25 protein-coding genes, 1 tRNA gene and 1 riboswitch are annotated in these 21169 nt (G+C 39.5%); of the genes, 5 read left to right on the top strand and 21 right to left on the bottom strand.

Annotated elements, in window-relative coordinates; genetic code table 11:
- Positions 1 to 140 precede the first annotated feature (140 nt).
- The 4 genes from ribH to ribD are packed head-to-tail and all read right to left on the bottom strand — an operon-like array spanning position 141 to position 3599.
- Positions 141 to 620, bottom strand: a complete 480-nt coding sequence (gene ribH, locus QJV27_RS10075) for a 6,7-dimethyl-8-ribityllumazine synthase (RefSeq protein ID WP_281448795.1) — start codon at positions 618 to 620, stop codon at positions 141 to 143.
- A gap of 2 nt (positions 621 to 622) precedes the next feature.
- Positions 623 to 1912 (bottom strand): GTP cyclohydrolase II, encoded by a 1290-nt coding sequence (ribA, locus tag QJV27_RS10070; RefSeq protein ID WP_281448794.1) that lies wholly within the window; start codon positions 1910 to 1912, stop codon positions 623 to 625.
- On the bottom strand, positions 1894 to 2514 hold the full coding sequence (locus QJV27_RS10065) for a riboflavin synthase (RefSeq protein WP_281448793.1): 621 nt from the start codon (positions 2512 to 2514) through the stop codon (positions 1894 to 1896). Before QJV27_RS10065 ends, ribA begins: the two co-directional genes overlap by 19 nt.
- Positions 2496 to 3599 (bottom strand): bifunctional diaminohydroxyphosphoribosylaminopyrimidine deaminase/5-amino-6-(5-phosphoribosylamino)uracil reductase RibD, encoded by a 1104-nt coding sequence (ribD, locus tag QJV27_RS10060; protein ID WP_281448792.1) that lies wholly within the window; start codon positions 3597 to 3599, stop codon positions 2496 to 2498. The genes QJV27_RS10065 and ribD overlap by 19 nt, the downstream gene beginning before the upstream one ends.
- Positions 3600 to 3679: 80 nt before the next feature.
- Positions 3680 to 3841: riboswitch (FMN riboswitch) on the bottom strand.
- Positions 3842 to 4058: 217 nt separating this feature from the next.
- Here ribD and QJV27_RS10055 point away from each other — a divergent pair.
- Together QJV27_RS10055 and QJV27_RS10050 are read left to right on the top strand one after the other, a co-directional pair.
- Positions 4059 to 4133, top strand: a tRNA-Thr gene (locus tag QJV27_RS10055).
- A gap of 496 nt (positions 4134 to 4629) precedes the next feature.
- Positions 4630 to 4986, top strand: coding sequence for a helix-turn-helix domain-containing protein (locus tag QJV27_RS10050; RefSeq protein WP_281448791.1), 357 nt, complete (start codon positions 4630 to 4632; stop codon positions 4984 to 4986).
- Here QJV27_RS10050 and QJV27_RS10045 read toward each other — a convergent pair whose 3' ends face one another.
- The 14 genes from QJV27_RS10045 to QJV27_RS09980 all read right to left on the bottom strand — a co-directional run bounded on the left by QJV27_RS10045 (position 4987) and on the right by QJV27_RS09980 (position 16477).
- Complete coding sequence (locus tag QJV27_RS10045; protein ID WP_281448790.1) at positions 4987 to 5145, bottom strand: hypothetical protein; 159 nt, start codon at positions 5143 to 5145, stop codon at positions 4987 to 4989.
- Entirely contained in the window at positions 5132 to 5545 is a 414-nt protein-coding gene (locus QJV27_RS10040; protein WP_281448789.1) for a hypothetical protein, read from the bottom strand. The genes QJV27_RS10045 and QJV27_RS10040 overlap by 14 nt, the downstream gene beginning before the upstream one ends.
- Positions 5526 to 5777 (bottom strand): hypothetical protein, encoded by a 252-nt coding sequence (locus QJV27_RS10035; protein WP_281448788.1) that lies wholly within the window; start codon positions 5775 to 5777, stop codon positions 5526 to 5528. The genes QJV27_RS10040 and QJV27_RS10035 overlap by 20 nt, the downstream gene beginning before the upstream one ends.
- 75 nt (positions 5778 to 5852) lie before the next feature.
- Positions 5853 to 9098, bottom strand: coding sequence for a phage fiber-tail adaptor protein (locus QJV27_RS10030; protein WP_281448787.1), 3246 nt, complete (start codon positions 9096 to 9098; stop codon positions 5853 to 5855).
- A 50-nt stretch (positions 9099 to 9148) separates the two neighbouring features.
- A complete protein-coding gene (locus QJV27_RS10025) occupies positions 9149 to 9610 on the bottom strand; it encodes a hypothetical protein (protein WP_281448556.1) in 462 nt (153 codons plus the stop codon).
- Positions 9611 to 10096, bottom strand: a complete 486-nt coding sequence (locus tag QJV27_RS10020; RefSeq protein WP_281448786.1) for a phage fiber-tail adaptor protein — start codon at positions 10094 to 10096, stop codon at positions 9611 to 9613.
- A gap of 4 nt (positions 10097 to 10100) precedes the next feature.
- The gene (locus QJV27_RS10015; RefSeq protein WP_281448785.1) at positions 10101 to 11465 is read right to left on the bottom strand and encodes a hypothetical protein; all 1365 of its coding nucleotides are present in this window, start codon (positions 11463 to 11465) and stop codon (positions 10101 to 10103) included.
- Between the two features lie 11 nt (positions 11466 to 11476).
- Positions 11477 to 12154 (bottom strand): DUF2612 domain-containing protein, encoded by a 678-nt coding sequence (locus QJV27_RS10010; protein WP_281448784.1) that lies wholly within the window; start codon positions 12152 to 12154, stop codon positions 11477 to 11479.
- Complete coding sequence (locus QJV27_RS10005; RefSeq protein WP_281448783.1) at positions 12147 to 13406, bottom strand: baseplate J/gp47 family protein; 1260 nt, start codon at positions 13404 to 13406, stop codon at positions 12147 to 12149. Before QJV27_RS10005 ends, QJV27_RS10010 begins: the two co-directional genes overlap by 8 nt.
- Entirely contained in the window at positions 13393 to 13740 is a 348-nt protein-coding gene (locus QJV27_RS10000; protein ID WP_281448782.1) for a hypothetical protein, read from the bottom strand. Before QJV27_RS10000 ends, QJV27_RS10005 begins: the two co-directional genes overlap by 14 nt.
- Before the next feature lie 68 nt (positions 13741 to 13808).
- On the bottom strand, positions 13809 to 14420 hold the full coding sequence (locus tag QJV27_RS09995; RefSeq protein WP_281448781.1) for a Gp138 family membrane-puncturing spike protein: 612 nt from the start codon (positions 14418 to 14420) through the stop codon (positions 13809 to 13811).
- Positions 14417 to 15487 (bottom strand): baseplate hub protein, encoded by a 1071-nt coding sequence (locus QJV27_RS09990; RefSeq protein ID WP_281448780.1) that lies wholly within the window; start codon positions 15485 to 15487, stop codon positions 14417 to 14419. The genes QJV27_RS09995 and QJV27_RS09990 overlap by 4 nt, the downstream gene beginning before the upstream one ends.
- A gap of 2 nt (positions 15488 to 15489) precedes the next feature.
- Positions 15490 to 15807 (bottom strand): phage baseplate plug family protein, encoded by a 318-nt coding sequence (locus tag QJV27_RS09985; RefSeq protein WP_281448779.1) that lies wholly within the window; start codon positions 15805 to 15807, stop codon positions 15490 to 15492.
- A 16-nt stretch (positions 15808 to 15823) separates the two neighbouring features.
- A complete protein-coding gene (locus QJV27_RS09980) occupies positions 15824 to 16477 on the bottom strand; it encodes a phage baseplate protein (protein WP_281448778.1) in 654 nt (217 codons plus the stop codon).
- A gap of 349 nt (positions 16478 to 16826) precedes the next feature.
- On the opposite strand from QJV27_RS09980, the gene QJV27_RS09975 reads away from it, so the two are divergent.
- Positions 16827 to 17297: a hypothetical protein gene (locus tag QJV27_RS09975; protein ID WP_281448777.1), complete on the top strand. Its 471-nt coding sequence runs from the start codon at positions 16827 to 16829 to the stop codon at positions 17295 to 17297.
- Positions 17298 to 17443: 146 nt separating this feature from the next.
- On the opposite strand, the gene QJV27_RS09970 is transcribed toward QJV27_RS09975, so the two are convergent.
- On the bottom strand, positions 17444 to 17587 hold the full coding sequence (locus QJV27_RS09970) for a hypothetical protein (RefSeq protein ID WP_281448776.1): 144 nt from the start codon (positions 17585 to 17587) through the stop codon (positions 17444 to 17446).
- A 137-nt stretch (positions 17588 to 17724) separates the two neighbouring features.
- Here QJV27_RS09970 and QJV27_RS09965 point away from each other — a divergent pair, with 137 nt between their 5' ends.
- Positions 17725 to 18195 carry a hypothetical protein gene (locus QJV27_RS09965; RefSeq protein WP_281448775.1) on the top strand — a complete coding sequence of 157 codons (471 nt, stop codon included), beginning with the start codon at positions 17725 to 17727 and terminating at the stop codon, positions 18193 to 18195.
- Here the strand turns inward: QJV27_RS09965 and QJV27_RS09960 are convergent.
- A complete protein-coding gene (locus tag QJV27_RS09960) occupies positions 18192 to 18485 on the bottom strand; it encodes a hypothetical protein (RefSeq protein ID WP_281448774.1) in 294 nt (97 codons plus the stop codon). The two genes, QJV27_RS09965 and QJV27_RS09960, sit on opposite strands and share 4 nt — an antisense overlap.
- 137 nt (positions 18486 to 18622) lie before the next feature.
- Between QJV27_RS09960 and QJV27_RS09955 the strand changes: the two genes are divergently transcribed.
- The gene (locus QJV27_RS09955) at positions 18623 to 19093 is read left to right on the top strand and encodes a hypothetical protein (protein ID WP_281448773.1); all 471 of its coding nucleotides are present in this window, start codon (positions 18623 to 18625) and stop codon (positions 19091 to 19093) included.
- Here QJV27_RS09955 and QJV27_RS09950 read toward each other — a convergent pair.
- Positions 19090 to 21024, bottom strand: a complete 1935-nt coding sequence (locus QJV27_RS09950; protein WP_281448772.1) for a hypothetical protein — start codon at positions 21022 to 21024, stop codon at positions 19090 to 19092. The genes QJV27_RS09955 and QJV27_RS09950 overlap by 4 nt on opposite strands.
- Between the last annotated feature and the right edge of the window lie 145 nt (positions 21025 to 21169).

Below are 21169 nucleotides of genomic sequence, written 5' to 3'. Positions count from 1 at the left end.
GCGCTATTGTAACCATAACGATTGGAATTAAAGCAGATTACACCATCTTATACTACTAAAAAACAGAACCTTAAAAACAAAAAAAGCGGCCAAACCGCATTTGGTCTGGCCGCTTTTTATCAATCACCTTGAATCATCAATTAAATTTTCTGTAACAAAGCAATACTTTCAATACAAGCCGCAACTGCTTCACGACCTTTATTTTCTCCATTTTCTTCAGAACGTACCTCCGCTTGTTCAGAGGTATAAGTTGTCAGCACACCAAAGCTGATCGGAGTTTCTGTGGACAAAGAAGCCTGCATAATCCCCACCGTTGCCCCAAGACTAATAAATTCAAAATGTGCGGTATCCCCTTTAATGACGCAACCAAGACAGACAACCCCGTCATATTTACCACTTTTAGCTAACTTTTGAGCCAATAATGGTAATTCAAATGCCCCAGGGGCATAAAATAAATCTTTGTTTGCGTCAAAGGGAATAGAATGTTCTGCTAACCACTCCTGTGCGCCACGGCATAAACCACCTGTGACTTTTTCATTAAAACGGCTAACTACAATCGCAATACGCGGAATTTTCGAAAAAACCAAATCTATCAACGCATTTGGAGCTTGTTTAATCATTATTATATTCCTTTAAAAGTATCGTCGATACGTTGAGAAGACAATGCATGTCCCATACGATCACGCTTTGTTTTTAGATATGTGTAATTATGACGATTAGGTTCAATTTCAATTGAAACACGATTAACCACTTTAAAACCCTGCTTTTCCAGCATTTCAACTTTGTTCATATTGTTGGTCAACAAATCCAATTGCTCAATTCCCAATTTTTTAAGCATTGCCCCTGCAACTGACCAATCTCGCATATCAGCTGAAAATCCTAAGCGATGATTGGCCTCAATTGTATCCAACCCCTGATCTTGCAAAACATAAGCAGAGATTTTATTAAATAAACCGATACCCCGTCCTTCGTGACCCCGTAAATATAATAAAACACCATAATCAGATTGACCAATCATCTGCATAGCTTTATGAAGCTGGGGACCACAATCACAGCGCATAGATCCCAATACATCCCCAGTTAAACATTCTGAATGTAAACGTACCAAAGGAATCTTATCCGAGCTCTTTGAAAAATCCCCTTTCATAACGGCTAAATGCTCAATCCCCTTTAAATCAATAAAGGCCTGCACCGTAAAATCTTCACCACCATAAACATTGGGTAGGTGGGCTACTTCACCAGCTCTTACCCAATCAATTGATGAATCAATACGGGTATTATCATATTGTTTGCGCCATTCTATGATTGCAGAAATCGTAACAATAGGAATTTGGTGGCGTTTTGCAAAAGCTTGTAATTGAGGCATTCTGGCCATTGTGCCATCTTCATTCAAGACTTCACAAATCGCCGTAATAGGCTTTAAACCAGCCATTTTCACCAAATCAATTGATCCTTCGGTATGACCATCACGCGCTAGTACCCCATTTGGATCTGAAACCAAAGGAAACATATGACCAGGACAAATAATATCGTTAGGGCTTGCTTCGTCTTCTACCACTACTTCAAAGGTTCTGGCACGGTCCTCTGCAGAAACCCCCGTGGTAATTCCCTCTTTGGCTTCAATGGAAATGGTGAAAGCCGTTTCATGTGGTGAAGTATTATGTTGTGCCATTTGGTACAAATTTAATTGCTGGGCCTTCTTGGCCTCTATTGGCATGCATAAAATACCACGTGCATGGGTAATCATAAAGTTAATGATATCTGGTGTCACGAATTCACCTGCAGCGACCAAGTCACCTTCGTTTTCGCGCCCTTCATCGTCCACCATTAAAACCATTTTGCCAGCACGTAATGCATCAATTGCTGTTTTTAGTTCAGGACTCAGCGTCTCAATCATTTCTGGACTATACATAAATTCTCCACATACTTTGCAATAATATCGACCTCAACGTTTACCTTGTCTCCCAAGGTCAAATGCCCTAGGGTGGTATGTTCCCAAGTATGTGGAATAATCATAATATGAATGATAAATTCATCTGCATTTGCACCATTTTGACCAAGTTCACCGATACCATTTAATGTTAAACTAACCCCATCAATTGCAATAGATCCCTTCTCTACCACGTATTTTCGCAATTGCTGTGGAAAAGCAAAAAAGACCTGATGTGCGTCACCACTTTTTTGAACGTTTACAAAACGTCCAGTTGCATCGACATGCCCTTGTACAATATGACCTGATAAACGTGTTGAAGGTGTTACCGCCCGTTCTAAATTAACCCGTTTCGTATTTGTTAATTGCCCCAGATTGGTACGGTCCAAAGTCTCTGAACTTACAAAAAAAGACGCATTTCCTTCATGGTTGCTATGCGTAACTGTAAGGCATACCCCGTTAACCGCAACACTTTCCCCAAGGGTTAAATCTTTAATTCCGGTTTGAACAACAATTACAATTGCATCTTTTTCACGATTTATCGACTGAATTGTACCCAAGGACTCTATGATACCAGAGAACATAAACCCTCCTTTGTAAGTTGTTGATTTGCGCCTAATAACAATTGACGGGTCGGATACAGATTATGTTTTGATATAACGCTAACCTCGTCATTCTCCTTTTGAGCATTTTGGCGAATGGTCAACCATTCATCCCAAATCTGCTTTTGCCTGATTTCTTGCAATAATTGTGGACCCGCTTCTACCATCGCCCATAATACGCGATGCTGTTGCCAAAGTAATGTGGATAAGGAATCCAAGTCATTACAAATAATGATCGAAAACCCATTTGATTCCGCCTGCTTTCTATAATTTGAAGGCAACAGCTTCTCCACATCGTGACTCTTTTGGCTGCACACTACCAATAACCGTTTAATTTTAGGATGATCTGACACGTGACGCACTGTAAAAGAGGGATTATCAATTGTAATCGTATTCATCCCCGTAACAACGGCTTCTGTCGCACGCCTTAACTGGTGAGCCATCCGCAAAGACCTTACAGAAGTGAAAGTTTTTTGGCCTTTTGGCGGATACATTGACCCCGTAGATGTCAGTGCCTGTTTTACAGTAATCCATGTCTTATGCTGAACGACTGCTTTTGCAAAGGGTGCTAATAGATCTTGGCATTGTTGATGCCAATACTGAGCAACGTCAGAAGCAATATTTTGCAGCAATATCACGTCTTTGCCTGCTTCGCGCAAGCGAACATATCCAGCTCCACAAACATCGGGATTTGGATCCTTTACCCCGATCCAAACTCTTTTTGCTGGCGAACGAATAATCGCCTCAGAACAAGGGGGCGTACGCCCAACATGATTGCATGGTTCCAAGGTTACAATCACATCACAGATTTGATCCCAAACCCCAAGTTCCTGACATTGCTTTAATGCCAAAGCCTCAGCATGTAAATCGCCAGCCTGATGATGGGCTGCAACAGTCAAAATATGACCATTTTTATCTAAAATTGCACATCCTACAGGAGGGTTAGGAGCCGTTCGACCCACGTATAGCAAAGCTTCGTTCACAGCATGACGAAAGCCATTTATAATTTTTTCGGTAAATTCAACCTCGACTTTATTGGTCAGTGTTGAAACAATGCGTGCTTGCATTTTTTAACAGTCCTTAGCTCTGGACGCACGCGGGCACATATGCCAAAGTATTTGTACAAAATTGTAGTACAAACCCGACATATCGTTCTTTCCCATCCGGACTATAACCGTCGGCTTCGGAATTACACCGAAATCTGCTGACCTTATATCTTCAACTATAAAGATACAAGCGCTCACGGGCTTAGAAATATTTCTATCTCATCACCGTCGGTGAGGATTTTCACCTCGCCCCAAGAACGTCATATTTAATTCTAATAGAATCGTTGATACAATTCTTACTTATAAGTTAATTTTTTTTAATCCATTGATCAAGGTATATCGTTATTTTTTTTGATTTTCTGATTACATCCAATCTAATTATCATTTTTTTCAACAAAATGAATTTTTCTACTTGTAATTTTGTTTATAATGTTGCATAGAGAAACCCGTTCAGTATTATTACTTAACCTTAAATAACCAGCCGGATTAGCACAGTGGTAGTGCAGCGGTTTTGTAAACCGAAGGTCGGGAGTTCAAATCTCTCATCCGGCACCATAGAATTCTTTACTTTTACAAAGTAAATATGTTCAATATCAAAAACACAGTTAATAATCAAATCGATAATAACCTAGCAATTTAACACTATTAATAAGCTGGTTATGATCAAATAAACATTTCAAAATAAACGTCAATAATAATTATTACAAATAACAAAAAGATTTTGTATTAAAGTTTTTTACGCATATATAGTTGCGTCTAACTTAAAGTTGTCATATCTATATTTTTTATGATTATATATGACAACACAATTAAATACACGTTGCTCTACTTCATATAATCTATCTAAAAAAATCGAGTAGACAAACAATTTAATCGAAAAACGTTTTTCACTTACACCAAGTATATTATAGAAATTCTACCACTTATTTTATTTATGATTTTTTTTCCTTATTCGATAATTTTTTCTATACCACTATTATAAATATTTGTTTAGACATTTTAAATATGTTACGATATAGTAACTTTTCTGAAATTTTAGGGAACAAAATTTATGTCAAAACTTACTCCTTTTGGTCGCGAAATTCGCAAACTTAGATTAGATAAAGATATCACACTTAGCGAAATGGCTAATAAAATTGGCAAATCCCCTTCTTTTGTTTCTGAAGTAGAAGTAGGGCGTAAACCTATCCCTAAAGGATATGTTGAAAAAATTATTGAAACTTATTCATTAGCACATGAAGAAAAAAATATCTTATTAAATGCTCAAGCATTAACAATGAAGCATATTCCAACAGATCATTTAAATTTGGAGCAAAAAGAAATTGTTGCTGCATTTGCAAGAGTCATTCACCAATTTTCAGAACAAGAATTAACCAAGGTACAAAAAATTTTAGCAGGCCATAAATAGCTACCTCCCCCGCCACGTTTTAATTAATATACAAATTGCGCGGATAATAAATGATAACGGAATTGATATCGCCATGACAGGAATAACCCAAGGGTCATGGCTCTTGATCCACTCAGCGTTGTTTTCCCACCACCAGCGCAGGATTTCAAAGAGGTTCATGGTGTTGCTCTATCCCCCTTGTAATTCTAAAAAGAGCATAGAGATTAATGGCTGAAAATATCCCCCAGCCTATCAAACTAAAATGCCATTGGCCATAAACGGCAATATTCAAGGTGCCCCAAATCAATAATGACGAAGCAAGAAAGGCCGCAATCCCTCTGCCGATCAGGCTTTCATAGCGCAACGCCGTAAACTGAAACAGGCCAAACGCAATAAACAGCACTTCCCATAAATTAAACGGCAATACTTGCAAAAAACCATCCACAAAAGATTGCTGGATAATAAACCCATCAGGGACGCAAAACCCATATATCCCAACCGCCATTAACAAGACTGAGCTCCACCATTCAGCAAACCAATGATCATGGCCCCGTAAACTTCTAGCCAGTTTTTTGAACATGATTGTCCTCCTCTTTTTTAGTAACGGTGGGGGTTTTAAAAGAGGCCAGAACATGAACCACCTTCCACACCTTGTGCCGTTTGCTGGTTGGATTGGGTTCTTTCCAAAACCGTATCACCAACGTACACAGCGTTACAATCGCCGTAATCACAGCCACAATATTTCCTGCAATATCTCCTGGGATCACCCCCAATAAATATTGTAAAACTTGCGTTAATAAATCCGTATCCATGCGTTTTTTCCTATAAAAAGGCACAAAAAAAGACGCTTATGCGCCGTGTTTTGTGCCTGTTGTTTTATGAATATATTAGCTTAAAACGATATTAGTGTTTTTCAAAACATCAGCTATTTGAATGACATTGACAGTATGGATATACCCACCATCAGTGGCCTTAACATTGGTTGATTGCAACTCAATAATATCGCCAGGGTTTAAAGTTATCGTGGCTTTACTGTAATTAATTCCACTAGAAGTATATTTTCCATTCACATTAACCATATTCACAGACAATATCTTTCTGTTCGTGACCAGACCTGCAACCTGCATACGGATATAACCATTAAATGCACTAAAGGATTCCGCCCTGCTGGTTATAGGCGTGGTTGCCACAACATTGATAAAAGCCATATTCGTAGGATTGGTTTTATCTTTAAATTTTAAGGCATCTGCAACATTGTTAAATAAAGTTTCACTGAAGCTGGTGCAAATAATTTCGTTATTAATGACCGTTGCATCTTGACTAGTAACCTGCTGCCACTGATCGCCAACCTTTAAAACCAGATTTTTATTGGTTTGATCATAAGCCAACGCACCCGCAGGAAGCGTTGTTGGAAGCTTGGTATAATCAGATAAAGACATGCTGTTGGCTTGTATATTGCCCAAACCATCAGTTTTCACTTGTCCCTGATCGCTTGTAATAGATTTTACATTTAAATCTGTATTTCCATCATTAGTGACAAAGTTAATCCATTTTTTACCAGTCCACCAAACTGGCATTTGTTTATCACTATCCCATGCTTGAGTATTTTTGAATAATTGTGGATTGGTTGTATCTATATCTTTATAGTCACCAAACGCTGCCATAGTTCTAGATGCAAAGTCAAATGCTGTAACAATTTTTTCATCAATACTCGATAAATTCAATACTTGTAAATTTTTGGTATCTCCGTAAGACATAGCTATACCGATATTAGTAGAGCTTATCTGAATTAGGTTGGAAATATTCGGATTTTCAACACTTATAGAAAACCCAGAACTATCATGTATTAGAGTAGAGTTACTGTCAGAATACGTATTTCTTAAACTAATATTTACCGAACCGGGTCTTGTTAATACTCTACTAAAACCGCCGTCTTTATTAATTAAGTGTATATCATGACGACTTCCAAAGTCCTCATCATAAAAAAGACCTTGAAATGCCGTCATTCTATTACCACCATTCGTGCTCTTAATGGTATGGCTATTACTATCAGTATCAACTGACCACGTTGATTCTATTCCAGCATCAGTATCTTTGGTATTGATATTTATTGGGAATGATAATAGATCACTAAGTTTTTTATCAGTTCCATTAATAGAGGCAATGTTATTTATCGACTTAACGTTTAAGTCAACGGTTCCGTCATTAGTATAACTTACACCTTGGGGACCTGTGTCTCCTTTTGGGCCTTGTTCGCCTTGGGGACCAGTATTTCCTGTATCCCCTTTGGGGCCTTGAGGACCCGTAGGTCCAGTGTCTCCTTTTTCGCCCTTTTCTCCTTGTGGCCCTTGATCGCCTTGAAGGCCGGTAGGTCCCTGAGGACCTTGTTCGCCAGTATCCCCTTTTTCCCCTTGGGGTCCTGTTTGGCCGATATCGCCCTTATCGCCTTTTGGTCCTTGGGGACCTGTGACGGTTCCAAGTGGTCCTGCCCAGTTATTTTGGTTGGTTAGGATGTAGGTGCTGGCGTCGTTTTCTTGGGTATTGAGGTATAGATACATATCGCCTGGGCGTGGTGCGCCGCGTGGATCTTGCAGGCCTGTTTTGTTGGATGGGGCTTCATTGCCGCTGTACCAACGTGAACCTGCATCGCCTTTTTCCCCTTTGGGCAAGGTGATGTCGAGCAGTGCTGCATTTTGTGTGCCACGATTAATGACGCTGGCCTGATCGCCATTGGCAACGTTGCCAATTTGAATGGTTGCTGCCTTGCCATCTTGACCAGTCAGTCCCTGATCGCCTTGCTGACCTTTGATATTCCCAATGGTAATCCATTCCCACGTATCGTTATTGAAGATGGTGCGCTTGATGGTCCAGGTCTGGGTGTTGATCCATAAAACATTGGGATTAGACGGGCCACTGCCTAGATCGGGGTCGGTTTGGCTGGTAATAATGCGTGTGCCATCTTTACCATCTTTACCGTTTGTTCCTGCAATACCATTATCACCCTTTTCGCCTTGAGGGCCAGTTTCACCTGTATCGCCTTTGTCCCCTTTAGGGCCCGTATCACCTTGTAGTCCTTTGAGGTTTCCGGCTTTTTGCCAATTGGACCCGTTATATACAAATAGATCGCACGTTTTGGTATTTAAAAAGCTGTCCAATTCTTTGTAATTGACAGAGGGTGTGGGGTCTTCTTGACCAAAAAACCATAAGGATCCACGGGTTCCCTGATCGCCCTTTAAATTGCTCAGTTTGACCCATTGTTTATCACTAAAGCTAAACAAATCATTGTTGGTGTGATTAAAATATAAATCACCATTTTTATATATTGTGTTATAAACAGGATCGGTTGAGCCTGTGTAAATGATACTGCCAGCCTCGCCTTTTAAATTGCCCGACTTATTCCAAAGATACCCATTATTACCATTGGGAACACTTTCAAATAAATCACCACTGACATCATTAAGCCAAATAATATTTTCCCTAGCATCTGCAAAAACAGGATCACGATTGGACAACAAGATCTGTGTCCCTGCCTTGCCCTCTATCCCTTGAATACCCTGTTCGCCTTGAATACCTTGCGGGCCAATATCGCCTTGCTCACCTTGGGGGCCAACGGCACCACGAGGCAAAACAAAATCTAAAATCGCGTCATGTTGGGTGCCAACATTGGTAATTGTTGGGTCTGCATCAGGATCGCTGGGAATAACTTTGCCAACAGTGATGGTGGCAGCCAATCCTTGTTCACCTTGGGGACCTGTGTTACCAATAACATAATCGCCACAATTCCCATCGCTAATAATCCCAGCAGGGGCAATGGGTAAGGTCACGTCAAACTCGCGCGTTTCGTTTAAACGCGTAGTTACAAGAAACCGAATACCGATTTTGGTGTTCATCACACCACCACTGATACGAGCCTTAAAGGTTTGACCTGATATCACAACTTGATCAATCCCAACGTGCTCGTCCGAAGGCCAAGCACTTACAGCTGTGATCATATCTGTGCTGGCCAAACGATTGGCCAACGAAAACTGATAATATACCGCCTCTGAAGGGGATTTACATTGTAGGGCAATCTCTTTGTTGCCCAAGCACCCTGACGGGATAATTACAATCTGACTTCCAATGCCACATGTCATCTTATCTTTGTTCCTTTATCTATAAAAAAACCGCCCTAATGGACGGTGTATTAATCTTCATTCTTTGAGGTCGATCCTCGCATTAACATGCCCCCACATAACCATGGCCCTCCATCCCCCGGATCAGAAGTGGGCAAAATCTTAAATGCTTCCCTCAACGATTTCTCAAACGCTGTAGGCGGCATAGTGCCCAACCTCGACGCATCTCCAGAGGCTATCCGAATAAATCCATCATCTAACCACAAGGAACACCCATCAGCAGGATCAGTGCGCGGCATAGCTTGGGTCGCGTTTTGTATAATGGACAGTGCCACTTCTGAATTTAATTCATCAAACGTTGCACTATATATTTTGGTTTGATCATTATGTTTTCGAATAACTAAAATCTGATCTGTGGGTAGGATCGTATCCGTATTTTCGATAACCTCAATATCGTGTGACGTCGTTTGTGTTTCCTCGTCACAGATTTGTAAACTCTCTAAAACACCACATTCACATGGTCTTGTTTTCATTTAAATCACCATAAAAAAACCGCTATCATTTAACAGATAACGGTCGTTAATCTTAAGCCCATTTAACGGCGGCCTTGTGTTGGGGGGCTTTTGTTGTTGGGTAAAGGATGCGTATTTATAATCAATGCGTTTTGTCGCTGATGTTCCTATAACTGGCATAATCATTTCTTGGGTAAATACCCCACCAGTATTGGTACGTGCGGTAAACGTCATATAATAACTAGAACTCGCCCTCCCACCATCAATAAAAGCTGTCAAATAAGATCCATAAGGATACACCCCACCAATCACAAGACCTGCCCCATAAACACTAATGCTGCCATGAATAATCTGTTCATTGGTCTCTAACAAACGAGAAAAATCAACACTGTAATCCATATACTCGTTCACGGGTTTTGCCGTAAACGTCGCAATCCCTTTGTTGGCCCGTCTAGAACTTTTGTAAATACGATAGGGATTTAATTTAAATTGAGAAAGAAATTGCATAATACTAAAATTTCAATTCCAAAAAGGTTTGTAATCCCATCGGAGCATAATTAGGATTTGAACCATCTGCATTTTTATAAGACGTTGGAATTAAACGGAAATTTAGATAATTTTTTGTATTTTGGAAATAGTCAATCGCATTTGAATGATTAAAATGATAACCTTTATCCTCTAATCCAGTTTTATCACTTGCCTTCCCTTTAACAGTTAGAGATGTAACATCGCTCCCTAAAATGATCATTTTTCCAGTTCCTTCAATAAAACAATGGTCAAATAATACTGAGTTCGTTCTCCCTCCCCATCCTCCATACAAGTACAGTATATTTTGTGTATTTCTGAAGTTACACCCTTTAAATTCATAAGAAACGAAGGGTGAAAAACACCCTCCCCTTTGCCCTATGCTAACATTTGGACCTGGCATTACAACAAATTCTATTCCCGAGAAAGAAACAAATGAACCTGTATCCCCATTAACATAACCACAAATAATAGAGTGAATTTGCATATCTTCACCGACCGGAATATAAACAATTGGTCGTTTAATCTCGTTGGTAAGCCACACATTAACTGCTGCTTGTCTTTGGTCATTCAATTGGTAAACTTCATTATAAATATCGTCCTGACCATACGGAAAGAAATAAATATGTCGTCCCCCTACAGATAGTCCACCCGCCAAATGAGCATAAAGCTCTGTACGATTGTCATGCATTAACGAAAAAACATCATCGTAATATAAATAAATATGACCTGACCCACCATCAGGAATTAACGATATTGCTGTACCAATATCTTTTACAGGTTTTTCACGTGTTCCTGGATTTTTATTGTCGCCCGTCGAGGGTTTTACATAAATAAATGTATTGGCCCCAACAAGTTTTGTAACAATTCTAAAATTCCTATCGAGATAAGAAATATTATCAGCATCATCAGAAAGAATAGTCTTAATGGCCCATCCATTTCCAGGTCTTGAATAACTGATCCAATAATCGTCACTACTTGCACCGCTATCAGGATTAGATGGGTTACTGTCGACCATATTAATATAGGAGACATAATCAAAACGCGTTGATCGTAATTCTATCCCCTTTGGGTATCCGCCTATTCTATCGCGTAATTCCTGATTAAAGACTGGTAATCCCCCCGCTTGTGTCCATTGGATGCTTTGGGTGATTTTGTGTAAGATGCCGTTATGATCTTGCCCCCACGGGGGGGTGCCACCTTGCAGTACGGATTTCATGGTTGTGTCTGGAAATCCTGACTGAATGTCAGCCCTGCCATTGGCATGATCGGCTCCTGTATCGGGCACGTCAAAGCGTTTCCCGTTTTCTGCCCATTTCGACAAAAAGGGATTGGGTCTGTTTAAAGACATAAAAACCTCTGTTATTTTATAGAAAATTCTGTTTTTAATTCCACACCTGCAGGTTTAAACAAAAGACCTGCATTTAAAATCAGTGCAACTTCATCAGTATTAGGGATCCAGTTAAAGATAATCGTCATGCTCATATCTTGATTATCACGAACATAAAGCTCGTGGCCCTTTGCCCTATCACCAAAAACCAGCATTAATATTTTATTGAGATCCGATGCTGTATAATTGCTGATATTGGCATGGGCTTTGGCAAGGATCAGTTTTCGAAAATTACCATCATCAAAGGTGATTTCCCCCTCCAACTCCTGCAAATCACGAAACATCCCCAATGCCGTACGTCGGTCTCCATATTCCGTTAAAGAAGCGTTAAAGCCCGTATCATCATAATAAGGTCTGGCCAGTAACAGCGTTTCCTCGTTATATCCCCAAAAGAACCCCGTAAACGTCTTGACCGTTCGGTTCACCCCAACAATAATACCCCAAATATCCAAACCATAGCCTTGGGCCGTGTCGATATTCCAAATATTATTATAAAACTCGGTGAAAAATGCACAGACTTTGATATTTTCGCTGAAACTCTCAATTAAGCTTAAAAGCTTAGGTGAATTGGCGTATTGGGCAATCACCGTAACCATAGGATCAAGACAAGGTGGCGGATCATTGGGATTAAATATTAGATCATCAGCCATTAAACGTCACCGTAATATCGTCTTGGGTTAAAACGGGCATTTCGTTAATATTCATTTGCACCGATGCCCCATCCCCACCATTGCGCCCAATTTGGACAGAGATAATTCTGGTCCATGTGCCGATATTTTGAATGGCTGGATAAAAATCCGAAGCCAAAACCTGGCTGCCAATTCTTGGACGTTTGGATCTATCCGCCCCCGTAAAGGCTGCGTATACGGCCTGTTTAATCTGATTAACTGCGTCGTTGGGCATAAACTGGGGTCTGGCCATAACGACATTGAATTTCAAAGAAATATTATGGGCATATTGATAGGTCATGCTATAGGTCGGGGGCGTCGAATACAGACCACTATCGTCCTCTATCACAACCGTTGTATCGCCATTCATGGCACAGCCAGGTGGCTTTTTACTCCAGATGGCTTTGGCGATTGCTTGTTGGTTTTCTATACTATTAAGTGCCGCAACGCAGACGTAAATCGAATGCGGTTGCAATAAAACATTGCCTTTGACGATGGCCTCGCCCGTGCTGTTTTCAGTAACATATGCGTCTTGGCAAATCGGATCATGATGATCATCAACCAAGTTAAGCAATGCCGCCATCACACTGTCCACACTATTGACCGAGTTCTGGGCCACGGATTGTCGTCTGCGTTGTTCAAATTGCTGTTGGCTTTCAACATTACGCCCAATAATGCCAGGGTTGGGATTATCGACACTGTCCCAGCCTGCTATCATTTGATACATCTGTAAATCATGTTCAGGGCAGACAATGGGACCTGACGTTTGACAAACAAATGTCACATCAACCGTGCCATTATCGCCAATAACATACGTCTCCTTGGCCGCATAAATATTGCCAGAACGATCTTGAACCAAGGTTCCAATCCCAATCTGAACCCCAACCTTGCCAGAACACACCCCAACAACCGTCGTGTTTTGAGCCCCTATGCGTTCAATAAAATAAATCCGTCCAATCCCGTCTTGCATGCGACCCATCGCATAACTAGGGTCAACCTGATTAACATAATAGGCCAGCAAGCGATTACGGTCAGAAATAATGGCTGCCATCGACGTTGCCAGCTGGCCTTGAGGGGTGGATAATAAAAAATCACCCTGAGCATTATAAAAGTTGAGTTTGTTATTAAAAGCGGTTTGAAAATCTTCAATCACCCCATTTAAAATATCATGCTCTTCTGGTAATAAAGGGCCCGTATCCCCCCATTGTAAAGTCGGAACATTAGTATTCGACACGCAACACCTCCCCATCTTGGCTTTTTAAATAAATATCCCCATGCAGCACACGATCCTCATCAACATATAAATCAATATCAGCATGCCTAATCCCATCCACACCATTGGCACGATCCAACAAAATATTGCGAACCAATCCTAAATTCGTATTAATCCCCAAAACTTTGGCAAAATGTGGCGTGCCTTGCGAGCGATCATACCAACCCTCGCCCAAAAATAACTTGATCTCATTGGCAACCGTCTGCGCACGCGAATATCCATACGTCCCCGTAACCCCAATATTCCCATCACGATCAACCAATAAATCCCAGTCCTCCGTCAATAATAAATCCATTCCATCACCCCATAAAAAAACCACCCAAAGGGGTGGCTCGTGTTTTGTTTGTTTTTTTTAAAAATGATTTAGTTGGGGACTTCTGTCGGTTTGCCCTCTTTAATCACCATATGTTTATGATTGTTGAATGATATGCCATGAATCACAGCATCTTGACCAACTGTTACTTTTTGATCAATGTCCATATTGCCAGTAATTTTCACATTACCATCAATAGATACATCTCCCTTAATATTTATGTTACTAGCTTGCACTTCAACAAGATCTTTAGTGATCTTAATATACGTTTTGGGTTCCTCGTATAAAAGGGAGGCTATATAAATACCATCGGATATAGAATGTTTACGTGAACTTGCAGGAAGAGATTTTTTCTTGGACTGGATTACATGGGAAATATCACGAGCAGCAAAAACAACCAACCCTTTATCCCCAACCTGAGGGTCAATGATCATCCCATAATCCCCAGCTTGTAAGCGAATATAGGGTAAGCCACTAATTGGAGCATGATCCACAGCCCTTCCTTCGTTATCTACCATTGTTACTAATGGAATAACATCAACTGTATTATGATGCACAGCCAACACTTCAACTGGCATTGCAGTGGATATACGACTTAGGGCATTATCAATAATACTGACCAATGTATTTAATTGGCTGTTACCTTTATTTGGATTCATCATACTCCATTACTCTCTTTATTTTTCTTATATTCTTTTGCCAAGCCAATCGTTGTAAACCACGATCCATTAGGTACAAAACAGGATAATTCATGTTGCATGGAAATCATGTATCGCCATATACCACATGCAGGTTCGTATACTGAATTCACTTCAACCTCCTCTCCAAATGACAATGTATTGGAAAAAATTGATCGCACTGTGATACCATTGTCTGCATAAGCAGGATACCCAACCATTCCCGTATTTGAAGCTAAATATCTCGACGAAAACATTTTTTTGATTTGTTTTTGACTTGCAGTAACTGCTTTTTGTTCCGCCTCGTTAATAGATTGATCCATTGGCCAAATATATACAGTACCATCTTGTATATTAAATCGAAAATTACCATCGGCAGCACATTGCCGAATTTGTTGGACAAAATCACCATGCAAATTAATATTATTAAATGCTGCCTTTACACCGTAATTTTTGAATTTTAAAAATAAATGTTTATCCAGACCCTTGGCTAATTTACGATTATACGTATCAATAATTTTTTGAAATATATGATCAACAGAAACTTTACCTGAAAAGGAAATAGAGTCAGCAGGAATTAAGTTTAACCCCCCCAAGACCATTGCCCTTACATGAAAAATAATATCAGGGGACGAACCATAATCGGTATAAGCAACGGTAATCCCCCCTTCGAATACCTTCCCATACGTCCAGTTATCAGTAGTACCATCACCGTAAATGCTGGCGTAAATAATCAAATACCCACCAAAAGTAGACGTCTTGTTCCCGTACTGCCCCATCGTTGTCAACGTGTTCATCAATGATTCGGCCATATTATAAATGGTACATTCGCACTCTGGTAGGCTGTTACCACTATCATAACGAATAGAAGCCGTTGCTTTTAAACCCTCAACTTCTAAAACAGTTTTACCATCATCGAATACTTTTTGATTACCATATTGATCAACACCATTAATAAAGACAAATTTTAAATATCTTTTACGAAAACTGTTAATCACTCTGCTTCGATTTTCGATAAAATTCTGGGATAAATCGCTGGTTACTTGATCCATGATTATAATCCTATCTTATCGTCGGCATCTTCTTCTAAAAAATATAGCAAAAAACGATTGTTAAATCCTGTATATGAAGGGTTATCAAACCCTTCTTGATCGACAAACATAAAATCACCAGGAAATCGAACATAAGCAGAACGAATAATGCGTACCCGATCAAGACATAACAACCCAGTTAACACAGGATTAATTCCCTGATACACATCCAAAAAGACGCCTGCCTTGCCCCGATCCAATAAACGAAAACGATAAGAATACTCTCTAAAACTCAAAGAAAATTGTTGGGCTTCAACTGCATTAATAGATATCAATTGCATAATTCACTACTTTATCCTATGGGGTTTTCATTGCTGCTTGCTGTTGATTTCCTGTTACAGCCTTGACTTCTAAAACCCCTTGATTTTGACTGTCATTACTATATTCCGATGCCTGAAGTATGGTACTAGGTTTGGGCGCAATAAGTAACTCTTGAAAACTGACTTGATACTGGACTAACTGTGTTCCCTGACTGGCACTGCGATTAACAGAATGGCCAATAATTTTTATATGATTGATGGTCAATTCAGATGTATGTAATACATATAACTGATTAGACGCTTCAGCTGCTTCCAATGCTTTTTCGAAAAGCTTTCTTTGTTTTTCAGTGCCCGTAGAAACATAGGTTACCTGTCCCTGACGGGGTTGCTCGACTAAATTAACAGCCATAACTTTGCCTAATTCAATAGGGGCAGTCGTAACGTTGTAATTTTTACTATAATTAAAGGCGGTAACACCTGCCTCTGCGGTTTTATCACCGCTCATAAAACTTATTGACTTGTCGAAAACAGAAATTTCTTGTTTATTCAAAGAATTTTCGTAAAACGCATTACCATTTGCATCAAAAATCCCAAATTTTGATTTTGAATTAACCAATTGGTTGATCAATTTCCACCCAGCACTCTGCGCATAAGAGGATAAAATTGATCCCACACCTATTCTTGTTGCCATAATTTGCCCTAACAAAAAAGGCATCTTTAAATAAAGATGCCTTTCTATTTAATTTTAATAATTGTAATAATAATTACTTATAATTCTATGATATTTATCCGATTTATTCTTAATATATACTTAAAATTATTTAAATCGGATAATAGATACAGTTCTACGATTATAGGTATTAATATAGCATATTTTTTCAAAAATATCAACATGATCATCGCAGCGTCGAAGCAGAAATACGGTGCCTAATTATGAATAATATTCATTAAATTTTATATATTATTTTATTTATTAAAATCATGACCAATTTATGATATCAATACAAAACCGTAATTTATCACACTCAAGGACAATATGAATGAAAAAGATCTTGCTTATCCTTGCCGTCATTACCATCTCCACACAAGCCAGGGCAGAAACATTCCAAAAACAAATTCCACAAGAAAGAGTTCAGGCCGCAATCGATCTGATCGCTAATGCCACATGCAAAAAAAACCTAAGAGAAGGGCCACGTGCGGTTTATGAATGTTACAAAAACACCGACAAGAACAGCCCCCAATTTGAGGTTTGTATGCTGGCCGATATGTCAACATCAAACAGTGCTAGAATCTACCAGGAAAGGCACGATGCCTTGGGAGACCCAAACCCCTATGAGGGAATACCTTTTGTCGATAATAAAACCTTTGTCCGCCGCATGGCCGTTTATCTTTTTTTACCACGTTTCCATAGAATGGAAAGACAAGGAATTGATGTCGGAGATTATTTCGGATCAAGTATCGATAAAGTCACAGATGGTATCAATGCAAAATGCAAAGCGATGGAACCTTAGATCCATCCCCCTCCTATTTGTCTGGCATCACGAGTAGGGGTGACAGCATTTTCCTGATGGCTTAGATGTTTGAATTTTTGAAAAACCAGTTGTGCCACCTGCATTGGATCACTGTTAGAGGGGGTGACATTAATGGTGGTATGATATTACTGATTATTAATGGTTTGCAGTAATTTTTCAAATTGATAGGCATGGTTCATGTCCGTTATCCTTCCCGATTGCGCCGTGTTTGTATGATCCTGTTTGGATGGCGTATTGAAATGATCGTTTGCATTGGTATTCATGTTCATAAATAGGCTGTGATTTATTATACGATTTCTATATTTTTATCCTTAGCATCATTATAAATGTCTTGTGTTATTTAATTCGTTACCAATTTATGATATCAATACAAAACCGTAATTTATCACACTCAAGGACAATATGAATGAAAAAGATCTTGCTTATCCTTGCCGTCATTACCATCTCCACACAAGCCAGGGCAGAAACATTCCAAAAACAAATCCCACAAGAAAGAGTTCAGGCCGCAATCGACCTGATCGCTAATGCAGATTGTAAATACGGGTTAAAGGCAGGCGTCCGTGCTGTTTATGAGTGTTATAAACACACTGATAAAAACAGCCCCCAATTTGAGGTTTGTATGCTGGCTGATATGTCAGTTTCAAATAGTGCTGGGTATTACCAAGATCGTCACGATGCCTTGGGAGACCCAAACCCCTATGAAGGAATACCTTTCGTTGATAATAAAACTTATCTTCGCCGAATTGCACATTACCTCGCCTTACCCCGTTTTAATAAGATGAAAGAGCAAGGAATTGATATAATAAAATATTTTAAACCGAATATCGATAAAGTCACAGATGGTACAAATGCAAAATGCAAAGCTAAAGAACCCTAGATCCATCCCCCTCCTATTTGTCTGGCATCACGGGTGGGGGTGGCAACGTTTTCCTGATGGCTTAGATGCTTAAATTTTTGAAAAACCAGTTGTGCCACCTGCATTGGATCACTGTTAGAGGGAGTGACATTAATGGTGGTATGATATTGCTGGTTATTAATGGTTTGCAGTAATTTTTCAAATTGATAGGCATGGTTCATATCTGTTATCCTTCCCGATTGCGCCGTGTTTATATGATCCTGTTTAGATGGTGTATTGAAATGATCGTTTGCATTGGTATTCATGTTCATAAATAGGCTGTGATTTATTATACGATTTCTATATTTTTATCCTTAGCATCATTATAAATGTCCTGTGTTATTTAATTCATTCCCAATTTATGATATCAATACAAAACCGTAATTTATCACACTCAAGGACAATATGAATGAAAAAGATCTTGCTTATCCTTGCCGTCATTACTATCCCCATGCAGGCCAAGGCAGAAACATTCCAAAAACAAATCCCACAAGAAAGAGTTCAGGCCGCAATCGACCTGATCGCTAATGCAGCCTGTGGACGAGGGCCAAAAGAAGATGTTCGTGCAGTTTACGAGTGTTACAAAAATACGGATAAGAACAGCCCTCAATTTGAGGTTTGTATGCTGGCCGATATGACCGTTTCAAATAATGCGAGAATGATTAAAAAAGAACAAGATGCTTTGGGAGATCGAAATCCATACGAAGGAATACCTTTTGTTGATAACCAAACTTACCTCCGACGAATGGCACGCAACCTTACGCTGCCACGTTTTAGTAAAATGGAAAAACAAGGAATAAATCTTATACAATATTTTCAATCAAGCACAAATAAAGTGATAAAAGGTATTAACACGAAGTGCAAGACCATTAATCATTAAATCAACCCTGTTCCCATTTGTCTGGCATCACGAGTAGGGATGACAGCATTTTCCTGATGGCTTAGATGCTTAAATTTTTGAAAAACCAGTTGTGCCACCTGCATTGGATCACTGTTAGAGGGGGTGACATTAATGGTGGTATGGTATTGCTGATTATTAATGGTTTGCAGTAATTTTTCAAATTGATAGGCATGGTTCATGTCCGTTATCCTTCCCGATTGCGCCGTGTTTGTATGATCATGTTTGGATGGTGTATTGAAATGATCGTCTGTTTTCATGTTCATAGCACCCCGTTGATGCTTCATCAATTGAGGTAAGCGGGATCCAGAAAGGGAACTATGCAGAGGGAGATCTTTACGATTATGTTGATTTTCAGGTAGTAAATCACCCGCGCCCATATTTTGTTTAATATACATGATCACCCCCACTGCAGCGGCGCCTGCTGCTGCTGCCTCGGCGGCACCAGTACCCACAAGTACCGCCGCAGCCCCCAATGCGGCCACGCCCAACAAAAATTTACCCACCGCATCCACATAATTTTGATGATTGGCTGGTGGTTGATCTGATGAATGTTGTTCACGCATTTGATCAGGACTGTCAGTTACTGGTTTGTTGGGCCGAGGGGGTATTAAGCCCTGTTGATGTTTGGCATCATTATTTTCTGGCACCATATTTCCCTGTAGCGCTGGCGTTTTATATCCCAATGGATCTATTTTATGATCGCGGTCGTCCTTGTCCTTGTCACCGCCGCCGTTGTCGTCCATTTTCAATGCACGCAAAGCATTGATCAGTTTATAAATAAAATCCAAATATTTATAGGCTTCTAACCCCAAGGCACCGTATGCCTCTAGGTTGGATAATCCCTCGTGATGATTATTCATCACCTCTGTCACTTTTTGTAATACAAAGCTAAGCCAAGGTTGTGCCGTTGCCACAGCACCATAATCTACCATTGTTTTCGTGGTTTGTTTTTTATTTACATTATAATCTAATTTTTCAATTGCAGGTAAATTATCAGCCTCTTGTTGACTATGGAAAAGTTCCTCTTGCTTTTTTTTCTGCAACTGGCTTGTCCCAGAGGGATCTTTTTGGCTGTCTTCAACAATCATTCGATAAATGGCAAAAGTATTTTCACCGATTACTGCCTCTAGATGTTTTAACAATTCCCTTGTATTTACTGGATTTTTTTTGTCAGATGCTGCTTTTTCATAGGCCTGAATTAACAGCGACAGCCGTTCCATGATGTCGTGCCCTGACTTTAACAATTCAGGTTGATATTTGGCAAAAAACCGGAAATCCTCGTAATCTTTGTCCTCTTTTAGGGTTTTTCGCCCTTTTTTGGTTGCTGCTAGGTTAGAAATATTATTGAATTTTGCAGCAATCGCTATGGATTTATCATCGTCAAGATTATATCGACGCAATAAATTTACAAAGTGCAACAGCGTCTTTGGATCTTCTTTCATGTACTCGGCCGTCCATTTGATTTTTGTTGCACTGTGGGCGGTATCAAACATATCCTTTACGGTATATGTGGCCTCGATCAATCCTTTGACTGCGGAACCAAAATCTTTAAAGGCTGCCTTTTGTTCTTCGGTAAATTGTTCCCATTTCGTCATTACCTGCATAAATTTTTCTGAATATTTTATTCCATTATCGAGTAATGTTTTTAATTCGGGAAATTGCTGGGATAAATTATTGGCTGTAACCAAGGGTGATCCATTAATCATCTTTGTATCAATGACCAATGGCGGCTGATAATTTACCTTATCTGGTAATATTTTGGATACGTCGTTTACGGTTTTTCTGAAATCGTCGACAGTTTTCTCCAAATTCACTGATGTTCCTTGGATCCAGCCCAAAAAATGTAAAATATCCTCAAATTTTATTCCTGGTGATTTAAAGTTACTGATTATATTTGGACCTTTAGGCATGGTTTATATTTCGCTTTATTTCTTCACTAATGACAAGTTCGTTATGATTTTTAATCCATATCATTTCCACAAAATCATAAAGATCTTTAACACCATAAATGGTTTTCAATTCATTAAGGGTTGCCAGACCTGATAAAACCACCAA

This window comes from Commensalibacter oyaizuii, from assembly GCF_029953265.1.
Lineage (GTDB): Bacteria > Pseudomonadota > Alphaproteobacteria > Acetobacterales > Acetobacteraceae > Commensalibacter > Commensalibacter oyaizuii.
Note: the sequence above shows the minus strand (reverse complement) of the source record. Positions and strands in the feature narration are given on the sequence as shown.